17 protein-coding genes, 1 tRNA gene, 1 pseudogene and 1 CRISPR repeat array (1 of these 20 only partly in view) are annotated in these 21,149 nt (G+C 42.8%); of the genes and pseudogenes, 13 read left to right on the top strand and 6 right to left on the bottom strand.

The features are described 5' to 3' along the window. Positions 1–2,150: a CRISPR direct-repeat array (repeat unit 28 nt; unit sequence GTTCACTGCCATGTAGGCAGCTTAGAAA); it reaches 700 nt to the left of the window's first position. Between the two features lie 156 nt (positions 2,151–2,306). Both CDG61_RS10990 and cysS read right to left on the bottom strand, forming a co-directional pair. After that, positions 2,307–2,382 (bottom strand) — tRNA-Gly (locus CDG61_RS10990). 72 nt (positions 2,383–2,454) lie between these two features. Next, entirely contained in the window at positions 2,455–3,876 is a 1,422-nt protein-coding gene (gene cysS, locus CDG61_RS10985; RefSeq protein ID WP_087551683.1) for a cysteine--tRNA ligase, read from the bottom strand. 160 nt (positions 3,877–4,036) lie between these two features. Here cysS and CDG61_RS17670 point away from each other — a divergent pair. The 13 genes and pseudogenes from CDG61_RS17670 to CDG61_RS10920 all read left to right on the top strand — a co-directional run. Then, positions 4,037–4,219: pseudogene (locus CDG61_RS17670) on the top strand (hypothetical protein); the annotation flags it as partial. Further along, complete coding sequence (locus CDG61_RS10975) at positions 4,220–5,044, top strand: hypothetical protein (protein ID WP_087551682.1); 825 nt, start codon at positions 4,220–4,222, stop codon at positions 5,042–5,044. A 267-nt stretch (positions 5,045–5,311) separates the two neighbouring features. Next, on the top strand, positions 5,312–6,289 hold the full coding sequence (locus CDG61_RS10970) for a KpsF/GutQ family sugar-phosphate isomerase (protein WP_118847376.1): 978 nt from the start codon (positions 5,312–5,314) through the stop codon (positions 6,287–6,289). Between the two features lie 3 nt (positions 6,290–6,292). Beyond that, on the top strand, positions 6,293–6,832 hold the full coding sequence (locus tag CDG61_RS10965) for a KdsC family phosphatase (protein WP_087512545.1): 540 nt from the start codon (positions 6,293–6,295) through the stop codon (positions 6,830–6,832). Between the two features lie 39 nt (positions 6,833–6,871). Next, entirely contained in the window at positions 6,872–7,417 is a 546-nt protein-coding gene (gene lptC, locus CDG61_RS10960; RefSeq protein ID WP_087512546.1) for an LPS export ABC transporter periplasmic protein LptC, read from the top strand. Further along, a complete protein-coding gene (gene lptA, locus CDG61_RS10955) occupies positions 7,404–7,970 on the top strand; it encodes a lipopolysaccharide transport periplasmic protein LptA (protein ID WP_087512547.1) in 567 nt (188 codons plus the stop codon). Before lptC ends, lptA begins: the two co-directional genes overlap by 14 nt. Further along, positions 7,970–8,716 carry an LPS export ABC transporter ATP-binding protein gene (gene lptB / locus CDG61_RS10950; protein WP_087551680.1) on the top strand — a complete coding sequence of 249 codons (747 nt, stop codon included), beginning with the start codon at positions 7,970–7,972 and terminating at the stop codon, positions 8,714–8,716. The genes lptA and lptB overlap by 1 nt, the downstream gene beginning before the upstream one ends. Before the next feature lie 147 nt (positions 8,717–8,863). Continuing rightward, positions 8,864–10,396, top strand: a complete 1,533-nt coding sequence (locus tag CDG61_RS10945) for a TolC family protein (RefSeq protein WP_087551679.1) — start codon at positions 8,864–8,866, stop codon at positions 10,394–10,396. Beyond that, on the top strand, positions 10,393–12,531 hold the full coding sequence (locus CDG61_RS10940) for a type I secretion system permease/ATPase (protein WP_087551678.1): 2,139 nt from the start codon (positions 10,393–10,395) through the stop codon (positions 12,529–12,531). Before CDG61_RS10945 ends, CDG61_RS10940 begins: the two co-directional genes overlap by 4 nt. Next, positions 12,528–13,718 carry an HlyD family type I secretion periplasmic adaptor subunit gene (locus CDG61_RS10935; RefSeq protein ID WP_087551677.1) on the top strand — a complete coding sequence of 397 codons (1,191 nt, stop codon included), beginning with the start codon at positions 12,528–12,530 and terminating at the stop codon, positions 13,716–13,718. The genes CDG61_RS10940 and CDG61_RS10935 overlap by 4 nt, the downstream gene beginning before the upstream one ends. A 112-nt stretch (positions 13,719–13,830) precedes the next feature. After that, on the top strand, positions 13,831–14,427 hold the full coding sequence (locus CDG61_RS10930) for an IMPACT family protein (RefSeq protein WP_087551676.1): 597 nt from the start codon (positions 13,831–13,833) through the stop codon (positions 14,425–14,427). After that, positions 14,420–15,037 carry an acyltransferase gene (locus tag CDG61_RS10925; protein ID WP_087551675.1) on the top strand — a complete coding sequence of 206 codons (618 nt, stop codon included), beginning with the start codon at positions 14,420–14,422 and terminating at the stop codon, positions 15,035–15,037. Before CDG61_RS10930 ends, CDG61_RS10925 begins: the two co-directional genes overlap by 8 nt. Positions 15,038–15,157: 120 nt before the next feature. Beyond that, positions 15,158–16,000, top strand: a complete 843-nt coding sequence (locus tag CDG61_RS10920) for a universal stress protein (protein WP_087512554.1) — start codon at positions 15,158–15,160, stop codon at positions 15,998–16,000. Between the two features lie 159 nt (positions 16,001–16,159). On the opposite strand, the gene CDG61_RS10915 is transcribed toward CDG61_RS10920, so the two are convergent. The 4 genes from CDG61_RS10915 to mutS form a co-directional block, all read right to left on the bottom strand. After that, complete coding sequence (locus CDG61_RS10915; RefSeq protein ID WP_087551674.1) at positions 16,160–16,825, bottom strand: O-methyltransferase; 666 nt, start codon at positions 16,823–16,825, stop codon at positions 16,160–16,162. Between the two features lie 133 nt (positions 16,826–16,958). Next, a complete protein-coding gene (locus CDG61_RS10910; protein ID WP_087551673.1) occupies positions 16,959–17,678 on the bottom strand; it encodes a D-Ala-D-Ala carboxypeptidase family metallohydrolase in 720 nt (239 codons plus the stop codon). Positions 17,679–17,808: 130 nt separating this feature from the next. Beyond that, complete coding sequence (fdxA, locus tag CDG61_RS10905; RefSeq protein ID WP_086197921.1) at positions 17,809–18,132, bottom strand: ferredoxin FdxA; 324 nt, start codon at positions 18,130–18,132, stop codon at positions 17,809–17,811. A 325-nt stretch (positions 18,133–18,457) separates the two neighbouring features. Beyond that, on the bottom strand, positions 18,458–21,088 hold the full coding sequence (gene mutS / locus CDG61_RS10900) for a DNA mismatch repair protein MutS (protein WP_087551672.1): 2,631 nt from the start codon (positions 21,086–21,088) through the stop codon (positions 18,458–18,460). Positions 21,089–21,149: the final 61 nt, after the last annotated feature.

Here is a 21,149-nt window from a genome sequence, read left to right as displayed (position 1 = left end):
CTGCAGACTTTCCTCTTGCGGTTCACTGCCATGTAGGCAGCTTAGAAATATCGACTTGCATGTTGGTTATGCAGTCATTTGTTCACTGCCATGTAGGCAGCTTAGAAATTGTTCATGATGACTTCACTGTAAAACGATTGGTTCACTGCCATGTAGGCAGCTTAGAAATGTATGTTGGTGGGCGTGGTGGAGCATCTTTAGTTCACTGCCATGTAGGCAGCTTAGAAATTGCTCATTTGCTTAAATCCTGTTTAACAGTTGTTCACTGCCATGTAGGCAGCTTAGAAAAACTATATCAATTTTACTGTTAAGTATATTTGGTTCACTGCCATGTAGGCAGCTTAGAAAACTGAGACACAATTTCAGCATTTCTGCTGTTCGTTCACTGCCATGTAGGCAGCTTAGAAATTCGGTCTCTGCTTCCGGGTCAATTGCGATAAGTTCACTGCCATGTAGGCAGCTTAGAAAAAAATTGCCCACTTTCGGGCGGTCATACCCACGTTCACTGCCATGTAGGCAGCTTAGAAAGATTAAAGGCGTTCAAGTGGATACTGATAAATGTTCACTGCCATGTAGGCAGCTTAGAAATATTTCAATTGTTTCTATTCTATTCTGCTGATGTTCACTGCCATGTAGGCAGCTTAGAAATGCTCATGATAAGCACCACTTACAAACTGCCCGTTCACTGCCATGTAGGCAGCTTAGAAAAGGTGTATGGGCTAGATTGCAGAATATCGCACGTTCACTGCCATGTAGGCAGCTTAGAAAGACGGTTCGCGGTGTTCTATACAAGGCAGCAAGTTCACTGCCATGTAGGCAGCTTAGAAATCTCATAAATTTTGCTTAATTACTTTGTATTGGTTCACTGCCATGTAGGCAGCTTAGAAAATCCATTTCAGGCGTTAAATCATTCAGAATATGTTCACTGCCATGTAGGCAGCTTAGAAAAGCTCTAATTGCAGCCTGAGTAGCATTAAAATGTTCACTGCCATGTAGGCAGCTTAGAAATCTGAATGATGCAAGTGCCCAAATTCATAAGTGTTCACTGCCATGTAGGCAGCTTAGAAATGGATATTTAATCCCACTATCAGGCACAGAATGTTCACTGCCATGTAGGCAGCTTAGAAAACCCATTTTTTACTCTGCACGTTCAGCCAACTGTTCACTGCCATGTAGGCAGCTTAGAAATTATCAAATAAAATCTCATTTGATTCGGTGTGGTTCACTGCCATGTAGGCAGCTTAGAAAGTGAATGCTGTTCAGGTTCCTGGCGCAGTACGTGTTCACTGCCATGTAGGCAGCTTAGAAAGTGATGCTGCAGAGCGTTTCTGTAAGCGGACAGTTCACTGCCATGTAGGCAGCTTAGAAATTGGTGCGGACAATATCGTTTTCAGGTAAACCAGTTCACTGCCATGTAGGCAGCTTAGAAAGACAAAATAATTTTCACCGATTACCAGTGTTCGTTCACTGCCATGTAGGCAGCTTAGAAAAGGACGATCAGCACGCTACATTGCATACAATTGTTCACTGCCATGTAGGCAGCTTAGAAATCATTATCAGTCATTGGCTTTGTCGTTTTTTGGTTCACTGCCATGTAGGCAGCTTAGAAAGTATTATGACGATGTGCCGGACTCATTATGGTGTTCACTGCCATGTAGGCAGCTTAGAAAATTGAGCTTAAATGAATGGATTTTAGGACTACGTTCACTGCCATGTAGGCAGCTTAGAAATAAGCCGTCCTGCATGTTGCCCCAGTCCACATGTTCACTGCCATGTAGGCAGCTTAGAAAAATTTATGAAAATAATTGTAAATATTTGTAAAGTTCACTGCCATGTAGGCAGCTTAGAAATGTTTCTTTTGCTCTGATTTAGTTAATATTCCGTTCACTGCCATGTAGGCAGCTTAGAAATATTAATTCTGCGGATAGCGATAAAATCCGTAGTTCACTGCCATGTAGGCAGCTTAGAAAATTTCCAGAATCGGTTACATCTGCCCCGCGCAGTTCACTGCCATGTAGGCAGCTTAGAAATCATAAGCATCTTTAACATTCTTATAAGTTTTGTTCACTGCCATGTAGGCAGCTTAGAAATGTCCAGCTAAACTCAGCGTTAAAAAGATTGTGTTCACTGCTATGTAGGCAGCTTAGATACTCAACAAATATTAAACAGGGGAGAGTATTGCCCACAGTAAAGTACTTTAAATTTTTATGTTTCTATAAAGTAGTTTGCTTATGGGTAAAAAAGAATGATGTCGAAGCAGCAGACATAAAAAAGCCCCGATCTTTCAATCAGGGCTTTTCATATTCTGGAGCGGGAAAGGAGACTCGAACTCCCGACCCCAACCTTGGCAAGGTTATGCTCTACCAACTGAGCTATTCCCGCAATAGGACGCATTATAGAGAATTTAACTGAACTGTCAACACTCGGTCATGCAAATTACATTTAATTGCTGAATTAATCAGCACGACGCCAGATTGTACCTTGACGGGTATCTTCCAGCACCACACCCTGATCAAGCAGAGACTGACGAATGCCATCTGCCTGAGCAAAATCTTTGGCTTTCTTAGCATCAACACGCTGTTGAATCAGATCTGCAATCTGTTCTTCAGTTAGACCTAAAGCTTCCTGCCCAATATCAGATTTTAAGAAGTCATCTACATGATGCTGACCTAAGCCAAGAATATTGCTGAGGTAACGTAAAGTAGAGTAGTAAATTGCAGACTGTTCAGCATTTTCTTCTTTTACAGCACGGTTCAGTTCTTTAATCACTTCAAACAGCACAGCAAGTGCTTCAGATGTATTGAAATCATCACGCATCGCTGTATTGAAACGCTCAACTAAAGTTTCATCTACAGTTTCAGCAGTTTGATTGCCATACACCTGTTCATACGCTTTAAATGCGTGATAAAAACGGGTCAGGGCATTCTTCGCTTCTTTCAGGGCAACGTCAGAGAAGTTCACAGGACTGCGATAGTGTGATGATACGATGAAATAACGGATCACTTCAGGGTGGAATTTTTCCATCACATCACGGATAGTAAAGAAATTGCCTAAAGATTTAGACATTTTTTCACCATCGACATTGATGAAACCGACATGCATCCAGTAATTTACATACTGTTCGCCTGTAGATGCCTCTGATTGCGCAATTTCATTTTCATGGTGCGGGAAAGTTAAGTCTGAACCACCACCATGAATATCAAAGTGATTGCCTAAGCAGCAGGTGGACATGGCAGAACATTCAATATGCCAGCCCGGACGACCATTACCCCAAGGGGATGCCCACGATGGTTCATTTTCTTTGGCATGTTTCCACAGGACAAAGTCAAAAGGATGTTTTTTCTCAACTTCCACATCAACACGTTCAGATGCGCCTGCCTGCATATCTTCAAGTTTACGACCTGAAAGGCGACCATATTTTGCAAATTTTTCAACTTCAAAATACACATCACCATTTGTAGATGGATATGCAGTACCTTTATTCACCAGGTTGCCAATCATGTCCTGCATCTGGTCAATATAATCTGTTGCACGTGGTGCTTCATCAGGTTCAGCACAACCTAAACGTGCGGCATCATCATTCATGGCTTTGATGAAGCGATCAGTCAATGCTGTAATGGTTTCACTATTTTCGTTGGCACGGGCAATGATTTTGTCATCAATGTCAGTAATATTACGTACATATCTGACGTTCCAGCCCTGACTGCGCAGGAAGCGGATAATATAGTCAAATGCAACCATGACACGTGCATGCCCAATATGACAGTAATCATAAACGGTCATACCGCAGACATACATGTCGATCTGTCCTTCTTTACGTGGAACAAATTCAACTTTTTTACGTTGTTCTGAATTATAAAGAACGAATGGTTGCATAGGTCTTCTAAGTGCTTCTGTATAAGGGTGACTCATCTTAACCTAAGCACTTTTGTTCATAAAGTTAAAATAAAAATAAAGATGGTGTTTTAGGAAAATAATGGATTGTTATTTTCTTAAAACGATTTAATAATCAAAATCATCGGTTTCAAATTAGTAGTTCGATGGCTTTGATCCATCACGCTCAGTCAAGTTGGTTCAAGCGGAAAAGACATCTGAACTTATGCAGTATATGGAACAGATTGCAGGTGTGGTGAACTAAGTGAATCAGACTTTTTCTTCGTTTGGTGAAGTGGAAAAAGTTAGACCAGCGATTCTATTAAAGAAAAATAATGGTAGCTAAATGAATAAAATTCACACAGTAATATGGCTTGCAATCTTTTGTTGTTTGACAGGTTGTGAACAAAGTAAAGAGCCTGAATTTAAAGCACCAATGGGGCCGTATGGATTACCTTATCGAGTTGGAAGTCTGGCAGGAAAACCAGTTAATTTGGGTGAAGAAGTAAGATGGTTAGAATATGAAGATTCTCCTTTACTAAAACGTGAAAATCGCTACAAAGGTTATAAACCTCCATCACGAAATTATCAATCTGTTGTTACTAGTTTTGAAATTATTATGAAATATACAACAGGTGCACCATTAATGAGATATTATAAGGCACCACAAGCCCCAGTAAAACAATATGATGCGGAACAAAGTGACCCAAATAATAAATGGATATATATAGGGGTGAGATCTGGAGTTAGGTTTGATGAGACAGGTGATTTAACAAAAGCATATTTAAGGTATTTGGAAGATATAAATAAAAAACCTAAAGATGAGGAGGATAAATATAATTTTCACTATAAATATGTATCTGCAAATATAATAGAATATGGGCTTGAAAAATATAGCCCTCATCCCATTTGGGTGAATTTTTCTGGATATAATAATACTGATGATTTATATGTAAATAAAAATGAAAATAAAATTGTAACTTATATTACATGTTCGCATTCAGAGGTTGATTTAGCAAGAAAGTGTTCAATGACCTGGACTCTTGAACCAAAAATGAAAATACTTATAAAGGTTACTTTTCAAAGAAGTAATTTAAAGGATTGGAAGTTAATAAAAAGGGTGTCAGAAGAAGAAGTTAATAAATTGTTTATAAATAAGATGCTGGACTAGCAGATTTGCACTTAATTTTACCTGATGAGGTTCCAAAGCTCTTTTTCCGACGCATCAGGCTCCATTAATAATCAACGCCTTTCTGACTCCTTCAATTGGTAGTCAAAATTCTCCATCTAGATAGAAATTCTGTATAAATCGTGAAAACTTACACATTTGGAAACGTGCTATTTGCACAGGTATGATAAAATTGCGAAAATTATTTTTTGCTTTCAGAGCACACCGCTCTCATGAAGTTAAGGTAAACCGACTTTGAATCCTCCAAATATACCGAATCAGATTGATTTTCAGAAAGTTGCCATTGAAACACTCTCCATAGAGCAGCATGCCCTGGAAGTGCTGGCACATCAGATTGATGAACGTTTTACCAAAGCCTGTGAAATTATCCTGCAATGCAATGGTCGCCTTGTTGTTACAGGTATGGGGAAGTCAGGGCATATCGGTCGTAAAATGGCAGCGACTTTTGCTTCTACAGGAACACCGTCATTTTTTATGCATCCGGGTGAAGCAGGTCATGGTGACCTGGGAATGCTGGTTCGCGGCGATGTGCTGATCGCCATTTCCAACTCAGGCAAAAGTGATGAAATCATGATGCTGATGCCGCTGATCAAGCATCTGGAAGTTCCTTTAATTACTATCAGTGGTGATGACAAAGGTCCTATGCCACAGAATGCAGATGTTGCTTTAACTCTGGGTAATATTCAGGAAGCCTGCCCACTGGGTCTGGCACCGACTTCCAGTACTACAGCGACGCTGGCACTGGGAGATGCACTGGCTGTTGCTTTACTTGAAGCCCGTGGCTTTACTGCAGATGATTTTGCAATGTCACATCCAGCAGGCGCACTGGGTAAACGTCTGTTACTGCATGTGAAGCACTTAATGCATACAGGTGATGAACTTCCAAAAGTTTCTCCAGATACACCAATGAACAAAGTTCTGTACGAAATCTCCAACAAAAGACTCGGTTTGACCACAATTGTAGATAAAAATGATACCTTACAGGGCATTTTTACCGATGGTGATTTACGTCGTCTGATTGACCGTCAGCAAGGCTTTGATGTCAACCTGCCTGTTGCGGAAGTAATGGTGAAAAATCCGTCTACCATTTCCCAGGAAGCTCGGGCAGTTGAGGCACTGGAAAAAATGAACGAAAAGAAAATTAACCAATTTATTGTGGTTGATGACGCAAACAAAGTGATTGGCGTGATCAGCATGCATGATCTGATACAGGCTGGAGTAAACTGATTCATGGCTTCTTATGTTTTACTTGAACAGGCACGTCATATTGAAGCTCTCGTTCTGGATGTGGACGGCATACTCAGCGATGGTTTTGTCACACTGACCAACAGTGGTGATGAAATAAAATCTTTTGATATCCGTGATGGACTGGGCATGAAACTGGTTCAGCAGGCAGGTGTCAAGGTCATTATTATTACGGGTCGAAGCAGCAAAATTGTTGAAAAACGTATGTCTGATCTGGGGGTGGATCTGGTTTTTCAGGGACGTGAAGACAAAGGCACAGCATTAAGAGAAGCGTGTGCTCAGCTGGGTTTAAAACCTGAAGACTGTCTGTATATGGGAGATGACTGGCCTGATCTGTCAGCATTTGCAGTTGCAGGCATGAAAGTGACCGTACCGAATGGTCATGTGGAAGTTCGCCGTCGTGCAGACCTTGTCACGCAGGCTTATGGTGGACGGGGTGCTGTCCGTGAAATATGTGACATGATTCTGAAATCAAAAGGTGTTTACGAAGAGTTACTTGAAAAGTACATCGCAATCCCACATTAATTGTTCATCTATCAAAGGTTTGAGTCTGGCACCACGCTTATGGATACAAAGATTATATATGTAACGGCAATTGCCATTGCTGCTGTAAGTGGTGGATATTACTATTACAGTGGTAAAGGTAAGAAGCTTGACGTGGATTCTGCCAGAAACATGACGTATTCAGCAGAGAAAATAAATCTTACGCAGACCGATGAAAATGGAGATCTGCATGTGCGTGCTCAGGTGGATAAACTTGAGCAGGACATGCAGCAGAAGACGTCCAGTCTGAAGAATCTGAATGCTTCCATGTATAAAGATGGAGCCGTGGATTCGACTTTTTTTGCCAGAACTGCAAAAGGGTTTAATGACAATGAAAAAGTGATTCTGTCTGATCAGGTTGTTGTTGTCAGATTAATGCAACAGGGAAAAATGGAGTTTCTGACAGATGAGCTGACCGTATTGCCTAAAACACGGGAGCTTGAAACAGAAAGTCAGGTAACCGTCCATTCGCCACAGGCAGAATTTGTCAGCCAGGGGTTGAAAGCCAGTTTAAATGATGGTCAATACGAATTTTTTAATATTCGAGGAAAGTATGAACCTAAATAATCAACAAAGTTTTGCCAGAACTTTCCTTAAACAGATAATGCTGACCGGACTGACTGCACTGACAGCTTCAATGGCTTTTGCAGTGCCATCAGACCGTAATGAACCAGTTTCACTGGTTGCTGACCGTGCGACGTTTAATGAAAAAACAGGGATTACCACATATACAGGTAATGTCATCATTGAACAGGGAACTATGAAGCTTCAGGCAAACTCCATTGTTGCGAATCTGAACAGTAACAAAGAAATCAGTGTCATCACTGCAACCGGCAGTCCAGCACGTTTTCAGCAGAAAACTGACCAGGCAAAAGGTCTGGCAAAAGGACAGGCGCAGAAAATTGTGTATAACGCAGAAACAGGCATTCTTACACTGGTGGGCAATGCATTACTGCAACAGGATGGCGCAAGTATTCAAGGGAACAGTTTACGCTACAGCATGAATAAAGGCGATATTGAAGCAACGGGTACACCGAACAGTACAGGTTCATCCGCTGGTCGTGTAAAAATTGTTATTCCGCCATCCAGTAAAAAATCTTTCCCGGGAGCCCGTGACTGATGGAGCAGACTCAGAAACAGGTACAGACCCTGTGTATCAGGCATCTTGCGAAAAACTACAGTAAACGCTGGGTGGTTAAAGATGTTTCATTCAAAATGCAGAGCGGTCAGATTGTAGGTTTACTTGGACCTAACGGTGCAGGAAAAACAACCAGTTTCTATATGGTGGTCGGTCTGGTCCGGATGGATAAAGGTGAGATACGGCTGGATGATCTTGATCTGTCTGATCTGGCGATGCATGAGCGTGCCCGAAAAGGTATTGGATATCTGCCACAGGAAGCTTCCATTTTCAGAAAGCTGACCATTGCTGATAACATCATGTCCATTCTTGAAACAAGAAAAGATCTGAATAAACAGCAAAGGCAGCAAAGACTGGAAGAGCTGCTTGCCGATTTTAAAATTACCCATATTAAAGATTCTCTGGGTATGAGTGTGTCAGGTGGTGAGCGTCGACGTGCTGAAATTGCGCGTGCACTGGCAGCCGATCCTAAATTTATGCTGCTGGACGAACCCTTTGCAGGTGTCGATCCAATTTCAGTGGGTGACATTAAAGATATCATCCGTACACTGAAAGACCGTGGAATTGGCGTACTGATTACAGATCATAACGTAAGGGAAACACTGGCAATCTGTGAGCATGCGTATATTGTCAGTGAAGGTGCGGTGATTGCTGAGGGGTCTCCACAGGAAATTCTTGAAAATGAAACAGTTCGGCAGGTTTATTTAGGTGAAGATTTCACCGTTTAATCTTGTATAAGCCCTGACGATCATGTATTAATGAATACATGATCGTGAAAATACTTTAGAATTAAAATGACGTATAGTTCGCAAAAAAACAATTATTTGTGAATAAAAACGTTAAAATACCAGAATAACATGATATCAAGTTAAAACATGCAAAAAAAATATCAAATACGGGAACTGAGATTCAGTGTCACTAAAGGGATTCAATGCCTTATCTGCATTGTACCTCTACAGATGCTGCATGCTGAAACCACAAAGGGTATTGTGGATTCCATTAAAACAGGAGCATCGCAGTTACTTGCGCCTAAGCCTGTGAAAAATGTCAATCAGGCAAATATTCAGAAACTCAGTAATTTTCAGGTCGATACTTCACGAGTGGATGATCTGCCTGTTCTGACAGGAAATTTTCCGGTTCTGGATCAGAACTCCAGGACGGTCAATGTACAGCGAGCTCCTCAGCTCAGTTTTAATGAATCCATTCTGAGAGCTTTGCAGCGCAGTCCAGATGTTACACGCAGTCTTTCAACTCTTGCAGCGCAGGGTGCAAATATTGATGTTGCAAAAGCAGGATATTACCCACAGATTTCAGGTGGGGTGAGTACGGCTGATTTAACCCGTGGTGAGCGCGGCAGACAGCTCTTCAATATTACGGCTACTCAGATGGTCTATGACTTTGGTAAAATCCGCAGTGCTGTGGATGTTCAGGAAGCAAAACTGGCATCTGAACAGGCACTGGTGCTGGTCAGCCTGGATGATGTAGCACTGCAGACTGCCAGTGCGATTGTGAATACCGAGCGGTATAAAAAGATCACGCAGATTGCACAGCAACAGATTGATGGTATTTCCAGAATTGCTGAAATTGCAAATTTACGGGCAAAAGCGGGTATCAGTACGCAGGCAGATCCTGTGCAGGCACAGTCCAATCTTGAAGCGGCACAGTCCAATCTGATTGTTCAGCAGAATTTACTGAATCAGTATAAACAGAAGCTGAAAACTTTACTCGGCTACGATGTCAGTAATGTTGGATGGAATATTCCTGACCGTATTGTGCAGCAATCTGCACTGTATCAGGACCCTGAATTTAATCGTATTCCAAAAATGATCGCGGCCCAGGCTTCTGTTGAAGTGGCTAAGTTTCAGAAAAAACAGGTTAAACTCAGCAGTTATCCGACCCTGAATTTAAAAGGTTCACTCAGCCAGGCTGTTAATGGTGTCAATCCAAACAACAACGAAGATGATGGCTTCTATAGTTCCATTATGCTTGAAGCATCCAGCAGTTTTTATCAGGGTGGAGCAGTTTCCTCGCAGACCCGTGCAGCCAGTTATGCCGAAGAAGCCGCAAAGGCTGAGGTGAATGCAGTCTATCTGGATGTACAGGATGAAGTCCGTTTACTCAGAGAAGAAATTGAAAATAAACAGCGGCAGATGAGTGTTCTTGTTGCCCGTAAGCAGACCGCAATCCGGACCAAAGAGCTGTATCAGGAGCAGTATAAGCTGGGTACACGCTCTGCTGTGGATCTGCTGACTGCGGAGCAGACCATTCACAGTTCAGCATCTGAAATTGAAAATGCCCGTTATGACATGTATGCCGCAATTATCAAATATATTGCAGTGACAGGGCGTTCACGAGATGTCTATGACCTTAATAATATTTCGATCCAGGGGTTTGAGATACAGCCATGAACAATACAATAAATTATCAACCCTGGTTACAGGCAGTTTTAACGATTGCGAAACATTATCGCATAGAAGCATCCGAAGAACGTATCCGTTTGCAGCTGGACTGGAATCCTAATCAGAGTACCGATGATATTATGTCCCTGATGACCCGTCAGATGGGGATGAGTGCCCGTAAAGTTGATTTCAGTGTGGATCAGGTCAATCCGTGGAGATTGCCCATTGTCGCTGAATTTAAGGATGGTCAGGTCGCTGTTGTCGATAAACTGGATATAGACGGTAATGTGAGTTTACAGTTCAGTGGCGATCAGGGGCTGAATCAGACCCTGACGCTGGATGAACTCTCACAGAACGTCAGCTCGGTTTATATTATCCGTCCAGAAAAATCTGTTCCTGATGCTCGTGTGGATGAATACATCAAACCTTATGAGTCCAGCTGGTTCTGGGACATTGTACTGAGGGACTGGCGCCGTTATATCGACATTATGTTTGCATCCATGCTGGCAAATATTCTGGCGCTGGCGACGGTTGTATTCTCCATGAATGTCTATGACCGGGTTATTCCGGCTCAGTCCATTCCAACCCTATGGGTTCTGTTTTCAGGTGTGTTGATTGCTGCGATCTTTGAGTTTTCTCTCAGGGTTGCCCGTATTTATCTGTCAGATATTATTGGAAAGCGTGCAGATCTGCGGATTTCAGATCGAGTCTTTGGGCATGCGCTTCGGATTAAAAACAATGAGCGTTCAAAGTCTACAGGGACATTTATTTCTCAGATCCGTGAGCTTGAAGGTGTGCGTGAACTGGTGACCTCAACCACGATTACAGCTTTGGCTGATCTGCCATTTTTCCTGCTGTTTCTTGCCATTTTCTGGGTCATTGGTGGGCATGTCTTCTGGGTTGTAGTTGCTGTAATTCCTTTGATGATCATCCCTGGTATTCTGGTACAGAAGCCTTTAGCCCGTTTGGCAAATGAAGGTATGCGGGAAAGCTCGATACGTAATGCCATGCTTGTTGAGTCTGTTCAGGGTATCGAAGACATTAAACTTTTACGTGCGGAAGCTAAATTTCAGAATCAGTGGAATCATATGAATGAAATTTCTGCTGATATCGCAATGCGTCAGCGTAAAATTGTGGGTGTACTGACAGCATGGACACAGAAACTGCAGGGTCTGACATTTGCGGTTGTGGTACTGGTCGGTAGTTATGCCGTAATGAAAGGTGAAATGTCTACCGGTGCGCTGGTAGCCTGTTCAATTTTATCATCACGTATGCTTGGACCGATTTCACAGCTGGCAGGGGTGCTTGGACGTATTCAGCAGGCAAAAGTTGCGAAAATGAGTCTTGATGAGCTGATGAAAAGACCCGTGGATCAGCCTGATCGGGCACACCTGATTCATAAACCTGTGCTGAACGGTGAATATGAGTTAACCAGTGTCGCATTTAAATATTCAGAAGATGACTCACGTTACGGTATTGCCATTGGTAAGCTGATGATTAAACCTGGTGAAAAAATTGCGATTCTCGGACGCAATGGTGCAGGTAAATCGACTCTTCTGCAGTTGTTGTCTGGTATGCAGTTCCCAACCCAGGGTAAGGTGAAACTGGATGGTGTTGATCTTTCTTTGATTGATCCTTCAGATGTGCGCCGTGATATGGGGCTGCTGAATCAGAATGCCTATCTGTTCTATGGAACGGTCAGGGAAAACCTGACTTTGGGTGCGCCTCTTGCAACTGATGAAGAAATTCTGAAAGTACTGTCCATTACGGGTGCATTGAGTTTTGTTCAGGAGAAAAAAGAGGGACTGGACCATATTATTCTGGAAGGTGGTATTGGTTTTTCAGGTGGTCAGCGCCAGGCACTGATTCTTTCAAGACTGCTGTTAAGACAACCCAATATTCTGTTGCTGGATGAACCTACCGCTGCCATAGATGATGTTTCAGAACAGCAGTTGATTCAGCATTTAAAAACATGGCTTGGAAACCGGACACTTATTGTGGCAACACACCGCAGAGCAGTACTGGAGCTGGTTGACCGCATACTGGTGGTCAATGACGGTAAAATTGTCATGGATGGACCTAAAGAGCAGATTCTGAATCAGAACCAGCCACAGCAACAAAAAGATTCGGGGGCTTCATCATGAGCGAACAGAAAAAAGAAATAAGCCGTGGAATGAAAGTCACTGAGCTGGAACCACCATTACCCAGATCAAGCATGTTTATCTGGATTATTGGTATTGGGCTTGTGGCTCTGCTGACCTGGGCATGGTTGTTTAAGCTGGAAGAAGTTTCCAAAGGGACAGGTAAGGTTGTACCCACTTCAAAAGAGCAGGTTGTACAGTCTTTTGACGGTGGTATTCTGACCAAACTGAATGTCAGAGAAGGCGAAATTGTTCAGAAAGGACAGGTGCTTGCGCAACTCGACCCGACACGGTTTGAATCCAATGTTGGTGAAACGGAGTCTTTACTGATTGCATCCAAAGCAACATCTGCCCGTTTAAGAGCTGAAGTGAATGGAACAGCCTTAAATTTTCCGCCAGAAGTCATGGCAGACAAAAAACTGGTTCAGGAAGAAACAGCGCTGTACAACTCGCGCCGTGCAAATCTTGATCAGTCTACAGCAGGTCTGCAACAGGCTTTGTCACTGGTTGAACAGGAACTGAAAATGACGGAACCACTGGTTGCCAAAGGTGCTGCCAGTGAGGTTGAGGTTCTGCGTCTGAAGCGTCAGGCAAATGAATTACGTAATCAGATGAATGATATCCGTAACCAGTATTATGTAAAATCACGGGAAGAACTTTCCAAAGCAAATACGGATGTTGAGACTAATCAACAGGTTGTTCGGGGGAAGTCCGACACATTAAGTCGTACAGTGTTTAAATCACCTGTACGAGGTGTGGTGAAAGAAGTTGATGTCATGACAATTGGCGGTGTCGTTCCTCAGAATGGCAAGCTGATGACCATTGTACCGCTGGATGATCAGTTACTGATCGAGGCTCGGATTTCACCGCGTGATATTGCATTTATCCGCCCAGGTCAGAAAGCTCTGGTGAAAATTACGGCTTATGATTATTCCATTTTTGGTGGCTTGAGAGGACATGTTACTGTTATTTCACCGGATACCATCCGTGATGAAGTGAAGCAGGATCAGTTTTATTATCGGGTCTATATCCGTACAGATTCAGATAAACTGGTGAATAAAGCGGGCAAACACTTCAGTATCACGCCAGGTATGGTGGCAACAGTAGATATCAGAACAGGTGAAAAAACGGTACTGGATTATCTGATCAAACCATTTAACAAAGCACGTGAAGCATTACGCGAACGTTAATTCTTTTAACAGTAAATAAAAACCTCCTTCAAAGGAGGTTTTTTTATGCTTTGATGGTGGATATACAGACCTCAGGGTATAATTCTGTTATTCAGGTCAGATACCAGTTTATATGCCATACACGATTTCCTCTTTGGTCAGTTTTGAAGAAGATATAAAAAAAAGCCGTTTCCAGGCTTTTGCTGTCCCTGTAGAAAACGAGGAAGCCGTTAGAGAGTTTCTGGATGAGTATCGTGATATTTCAACCACGCATCAGTGCTGGGCATGGAAAATTGGGCACAATGTCCGTTTTAATGATGATGGTGAGCCATCTGGGACAGCGGGGCGTCCAATCCTGGCAACCATTGAAGGGAATGAGCTGACCAATGTTCTGGTGCTGGTAAACCGCTGGTATGGTGGCATAAAGCTCGGTACAGGTGGGCTGGTCAGAGCTTATGGTGGATGTGCAGGGCAATGTCTGCTGCTGGCAGAAAAAATTGAACTGATTGAAAAAAAGAAAGTCTGGTTTCAGTGTCTGTTTTCTGAATGGTCAATTTTTCAGTATGAATTAAACAGTCAGCAGATCGAATTCAGTGAAGAATATACTGCGGATGGCGTGTGTGTAACGGCTTTGGTGCAGTTACATCAGATTGAAACACTTGCCGTTAAAATTCAGGATATCAGTCGTGGACGGGCACAGTTAAAAATAGTGGAAGAAGAAAATGTCTGAAAGCGATCCATTACTGAAATACAGAGAGCAGCATAAGCACCGCCTGAACTATATGCCGTGGCTGTATTACAGCTTGAAAGAGAAAAACAGAGTCTGGGCTGAGCAATGGCAGAATGAGTATCAGCAGTATCTGATGTCCATGGAAACTGTTGAAATTGGTGAGAACTGTTTTATTTCACCACTGGCTCATATTTTTGCAGAACCAGGCAGAAAAATCACAATCGGAGATAATACCTTTATTGCAGCTGATTGTACTCTGCATGGACCGCTCGATATTGGCAGTGAAGTCGCACTGAATCATCACTGCATCCTGGATGGTGGACGGGCAGGAATTAAAATAGGCAATCAGGCACGTATAGCAGCTTATTGCCATCTGTATGCTTTTGATCATGGGATGGATCTGGAACAGCCTGTGTACTGTCAGCCTGTCCGTTCCAGAGGCATTGAGATCGGTTGTGATGTCTGGCTGGGTGCTCATGTCGGTATTAAAGACGGAGTGACTGTACATGATTATGCCGTGGTGGGCATGAACAGTATGGTGACCCATGATGTTGAAGCAAAAAATATTGTGGCAGGGAATCCAGCCCGATTTATCCGTTTCAGGGAATAACTTTAATCCATAATTTTTTTATGTGATTAATTACATAAATGTGTGCAATCCTTTTTTTAACTGTGATAAGTTAAAAACATAAGAGACCTGAAAGCCTGATGTGGCGAAAGAGAGGCGAAAATGAAGCGGGTAATTGCATGTATTGATTCTTCTCCATGCATTAATGCACTGGCAGAAGCAGCCGCCTGGATTGCAACACAAACCCATAGGGAGCTCGTCCTGTTGCAGGTGCTGGATTATTATCCGGCCAGCTATCATCTTGGGGAGATCAGTGGCGTCATTGGTTTTGAGAGTAATGCCATGCTGCTCAAAGAGCTGGCGGAACTAGAGCAGAAACAGAGTGAACTGGCACTGGGCTACAGTAATAATCTGCTGGATCACATTTCATCCCTGATCAAAGAAAAATATGACCTGGATACAACACATCTTCAGGAGAAAGGTGACTTTCTTGAGCAAAGTTTCAATGTACTGAAAGAGGATGATATTGTTGTTATTGGTCGTGTTGGGGAAAAATCGGCTGAAAAAAATAAATCACTTGGCAGTAACGTTGAAAACTTTATCCGTGGTGCCAACTGTATTGTGATGACGGTTGGAGAAACCTTTAAGCCACCGACACGATTCATTTTCGCCTATGAATATTCACCGACCTGTGTGCAGATGATGAAACGCATTGCACAGAGTGATCTGCTGAAACTGTTGCAGTGCCATTTACTGTATGTGGGTGATCATCCTGAAATACTGAATGAACCTTCTCAGTATCTGAAAAATGCAGGACTGGATGTGGTGGTGGAATACCGATATGGAGATGTTGCGGAAAATATCCTGGATTATCAGCGGGAACATGGTATACAGTTAATAGTGCTCGGCGCATTCAGCCACAGTAAAATTCACCAGTTCTTCCTGGGGAGTATCACCACGACGATTTTCCGAAATTCCCTGGTTCCATTACTGGTGGTCAAATAGATATAGTGTTCAGTATTGATTAGAGTAAATTATCTATACTGATGCTCTTCTGTTCATAGTTATCCTCATAATATGTGGATAACTATATGGACAGTATATCTAAGTGTCTAAAATTAAAAAAATTACTGGATATGAGTGTTTTTTATCCGGCTCAGGTTTTTATTTCACAATAGCTAAAGCAAAACCGTCATGACCTTTACTGCCAACAGTCTGCAGTGCGGTACAGGAAAGGATTGCTGGATGATTCTGCATGGCACTGAACATGTCACGAATTCCTTCAATACTTGGCTTATGATTGCTGTCTTCCAGAATGGCACCTGCACGGATAACATTGTCCAGGAAAATCACTGTACCTGAATGCGACAGTTTCAGACTCAGTTCAAGATATTCAGGATAGCTCTGTTTATCGGCATCAATGAAAATGAAGTCAAAAGCCTCAGTATCTTCAGGCAGAGCACGCATGATATCAGCAGCGCGACCAACTTTGAGTTCAATCTGCTGTTTCAGTTCAGCATTATCAATATTTTCCTGACCCAGTGCAGCATGTGTGTCACGTCCTTCTATGGTCAGAATATAGCCATCGTCAGGAAGTGCTCTGGCAAGCCACATCGTGCTGTATGCAGCAAAAGTGCCGAGTTCGAGTACACGTTTGCAGTTATTCATCTGAATCAGCATCTGTAAAAGCATACCCTGGTTCGCTGCAACAGCAAGGTGATCTGGATAACCTCTGTCATCTGTATTTTTCAGGGTCTGCAGTAGAACAGGGTCTTCTGGAATTAAATGTGACTCGATGTATTGATCAATATCTGTCCACATTTGTTGCATGATTCATTTACCTTTGTTGCGATGCTGAGCATTTTATACCTTTCCGTTCAGAGTGCAATTTTTACTGTCAGTTTTGATGAAATTGCACTGCACAAAAAAGAGACCCAAAGGTCTCTTTTTAAATTTAACATTATCAGTAATTACACATGGATGAATTCCGACTCAGATCAGGACCCCAGGTGCGGTAACCCTGCGTATCAATATGAATCTGTCCCGAAACATATAATCCAAGTCCCATATTCAGGCTTTGACCATGCTGAGCCCAGAACTGGCACAGACGGAATTTGGTATTTTCAATAAATGCATAATCTTCAGGTTGTGGAAACTGCGGCCCAATCCTGAAATCAATTGCAGAGTTGAACAGATGGCGTGAAGAACCTGCACCACCAGCACACTGATTTAAAGGTAGGTCGCGATAAACCGAAGTCACTTCAAAATCGGTCAGTACTTTTGCTGCCACCAGGTATTTGAATACACGCAGTGTCGGAACCTGGTTTGCCCACAGTTCACGGCTAGGAATCATATACTGGGAACGGCCGCATTTCTGCCAGTCGCGGGCAGTACGTAATAATTCGAATGCAGGAACGATGTTGCCCACACCATTGCGTTCAAGGAAGTTTTCATACTCACGGATCTGACGTAAGTTATCACTGACCTGAACCCAGGCATTATAGGAATATGGAATTATTTTTGGAGGAACAGGGCGGTTGTAGATCACCTGTTCCTGAGGAATAAATATGCGCTTTCCATTCGGCGTCGAAATCGTTTTGCCTTTTTGAGGAGAGGTTGTACAACCAATCATAATGGCAGGAACGATGCTGAGAGTCAGCATAGCCTTCAAAAAATGCTTCATTATGCAAATCAGGTATTTATCAATATTCCCGCTATTCTAATCGAAATCTTTGTAGAAAATCTGGAAATATTGCAATCAAATGTGTGTTTTAGGTATAAAAAAAGATCAGCAGGTGCTGATCTTTTTTTAATTATTTTTCCAGATACTGGAGTTTGTCTGTTTTACCGTTCCATTCTTCACGGTCAGCAGGCTGGTCACCAATCTGTGTGATGTTCGGCCATTTTTGAGACAGGTCAGCATTCAGTTCAATAAACACTTCCTGACCTTCAGGCAGTTCATCTTCAGAGAAAATGGCATTGGCAGGACATTCAGGCTCACAAAGCGCACAGTCAATACATTCATCCGGGTTGATCACCAGGAAGTTAGGACCTTCGTAGAAACAGTCAACTGGACAAACTTCTACACAGTCCTGATATTTACATTTAATACAATTTTCAGTGACAACAAAGGTCATGGCGACAGCTACCTAAAAATATGGTTCTAATTGATAATGACGTATTTTAGGGAAAACACACAGAACTAACAATTCCTTTTATTGATAATTAATATACGAGTTCCTGCTGAATCAGTTTTATTTATGGTTGAGCAGAGCAATCCGCACAATTTTTATCCACTATAGCCCGATTTTTCATGAAAGTTGTCTGAAAAAGCAAAGAATATTTTTATTTATATAAAAAATGCATATACAAAACATTTTTAAAGAAAAGCAGTTACATGAGCTTCCTTTCAGTATTTATAAATAAAAAAAGACCCTGCAGATAACAGGGTCTTTTTTATTTTCAGGATTTCAGCAGTTCCTTTAATGTATACAGCTGCTCAAGGGCTTGCCGTGGTGAAAGATCATCGATATTCAGAAGTTCCAGCGCATCGAGCGCAGGGGATGCTTTTTCAGTTTCAATGATACGTTCCACAATTTGAGGTTCATGAGGTTCAGAAAACAGATCATTCTGAACTGCATGATTCAAATGCTGATGCTGCTGTTTTTCCAGGATTTTCAGTCGGTTCTGTGCTTCTTTAATCACAGAAGCAGGAATGCCTGCCAGCTTGGCAACCTGTAAACCATGACTCTGACTGGCTGGACCCTGCTGGACTTTGTGCAACAGAATCAGATTGCCGTTCAGTTCTTTGGCAGTGACATGATAGTTATCAATGCCGGATTCTTTGCCCAGTTCAGTCAGTTCAAAATAATGTGTAGCAAACAGACATAAACATTTGATGCGCCGGCTCAGGTCGAGCACACATGCCCATGCCAGAGACAGACCATCATAGGTACTGGTACCACGTCCAACTTCATCCATCAGCACCAGTGACTGGCTGGTGGCATGGTGCAGGATCTGAGAGGTTTCCGTCATTTCCACCATAAACGTGGATTTTCCTGTGGAAAGGTCATCAGCAGAACCGATACGGGTAAAAATCCGGTCAATCGGACCCAGTCGTACTGACTGAGCAGGAACATGACTGCCACAGTATGCAAGCAGGGTAATCAGTGCCGTCTGACGCATAAATGTCGATTTACCGCCCATATTCGGACCGGTAATAATCACCATCCGATGGTTATAATCCAGCGTAGTATCGTTTGGTGTAAATGTGGTTTTGCTCAGAGCTTCAACAACAGGATGTCTGCCGGCAGTAATTTTAACTCCGGTTTCAGGACTGAATTCGGGTCTGCACCAGTTACGCAGTCTTGCCTGATGTGCAAAATTGGCAATCATATCCAGCTGAGCAATGGCACTGCTCATCATCTGCAGATTACCAATATCATCGCGCAGTTCATTCAGCAGCAGTTCAAACAGAATTTTTTCGCGAGCCAGCGCCCGTGATTCACTGGACAGGACTTTGTCTTCAAAAGATTTCAGTTCTGGTGTGATGTAGCGTTCAGCATTTTTCAGGGTCTGCCTGCGGATATAGTGGTCTGGAGCCTGTTCTGCCTGAGCGCGTGTCAGTTCTATATAGTAACCACTGACTCGGTTATAACCGATTTTGAGCGTATTGATACCGGTATTTTCACGTTCCTGAATTTCAAGATCAATCAGGAACTGACCTGCATGATCACGTATTTTGCGTAATTCATCCAGTTCACTGTCAAAACCTTCTGCAATTACATTGCCATCACGAAGTAATACAGGTGGGTTTTCTACAATTGCAGAAAGCAGGTGCTGATGTAAGCCGTGGAAATCCCCCAGTTCTTCATTCAGCTGATACAGCAGCCCTGTCTGAGAAGTACTCAGAACAGGCTGAAGAGCCTGTCTCAGTACGGGCAGCTGGGCACATGCCTGACGCAGTTGCACCAGATCCCGTGGACGGGCGCTGCCTAAAGCAACACGGCTTAGGACACGTTCAATATCGCCTATTTCCTTGAGAACATCACGCAGAGGAGACTCATGAAATCCTTTAATCAGGGCAGTCGTGGCATCCAGCCGTGTATCCAGTATTTTGGTATCACGTAATGGCTGCATCAGTGTTCTGCTGAGCAGACGACCACCCATAGCCGTCTGACAGTCGTTGATCAGTTCAAACAGCGATGTGCCATGTTCAAACAGTGGTTCAGTCAGTTCCAGATTGCGTCGGGTCACAGGGTCCAGAGCGATAAAGTCACTGCTCTGTTCCAGCTGAATGGAGCGGATATGTGGCAAAGCCGTCCGCTGTGTTTCACGGGCATAATGAATCAAAGCGGCAGCAGCTGCTTTTGCTAAAGGAAAATGATCAATGCCAAAGCCAGACAAGGTTGATACACCCAACTGATTGCACAGTGTTTTTTGAGCATTATTCAGGTTGAAATCGACATTTGGACGTTTGGATACAGGGCAGTCCAGCTGTTTCTGAATATCTGAAATAATATTGGGATCAACGATATTTTCATCAATGACAATTTCGCTTGGCATCAGGCGGGAAAGTTCAATCACAAGCTGTTCAGGCTTTGATTCCAGCTGCTGGACTTTAAAAATACCTGCACTCAGATCCAGTAGTGCTATACCGACCTGATTCTGATGGAAACATAAAGCAACCAGATTGGAGGACTGATGTGATGTAAGTAAAGCATCATCTGTCAGTGTGCCAGGTGTAATAATTCTGACGACACCCCGTTCGACAGGTCCTTTTCCTGTGACTTCACCCAGCTGTTCACAGATAACAACGGTTTCGCCTTTTTTGACCAGTCGCGCCAGATAACCTTCAGCAGCATGAAAGGGAACACCAGCCATAGGAATAGGCTCGCCATTTGCTTTTCCTCTGTGTGTCAGAGTAATGCCAAGCAGTTTTGCAGCCTTATGTGCATCTTCAAAGAACAGTTCATAGAAGTCACCCATACGATAAAACATTAATGAGTGCGGATGCTGCATTTTCACTTTGAGGTATTGCTGCATCATAGGGGTATGGGAGGAAAGATCAGCCATTGTTTCTGTGCTATTCATGTATGCTAAGTCTTTAAATAATAAATATGTTTTGAAGGTTTAACTGTCTGATCAGTTTTAA

The organism is Acinetobacter sp. WCHAc010052, assembly GCF_002165295.2.
In the GTDB taxonomy this organism is placed as follows: Bacteria; Pseudomonadota; Gammaproteobacteria; order Pseudomonadales; family Moraxellaceae; genus Acinetobacter; species Acinetobacter chinensis.
This window is presented reverse-complemented; position numbering and strand designations above follow the sequence as displayed.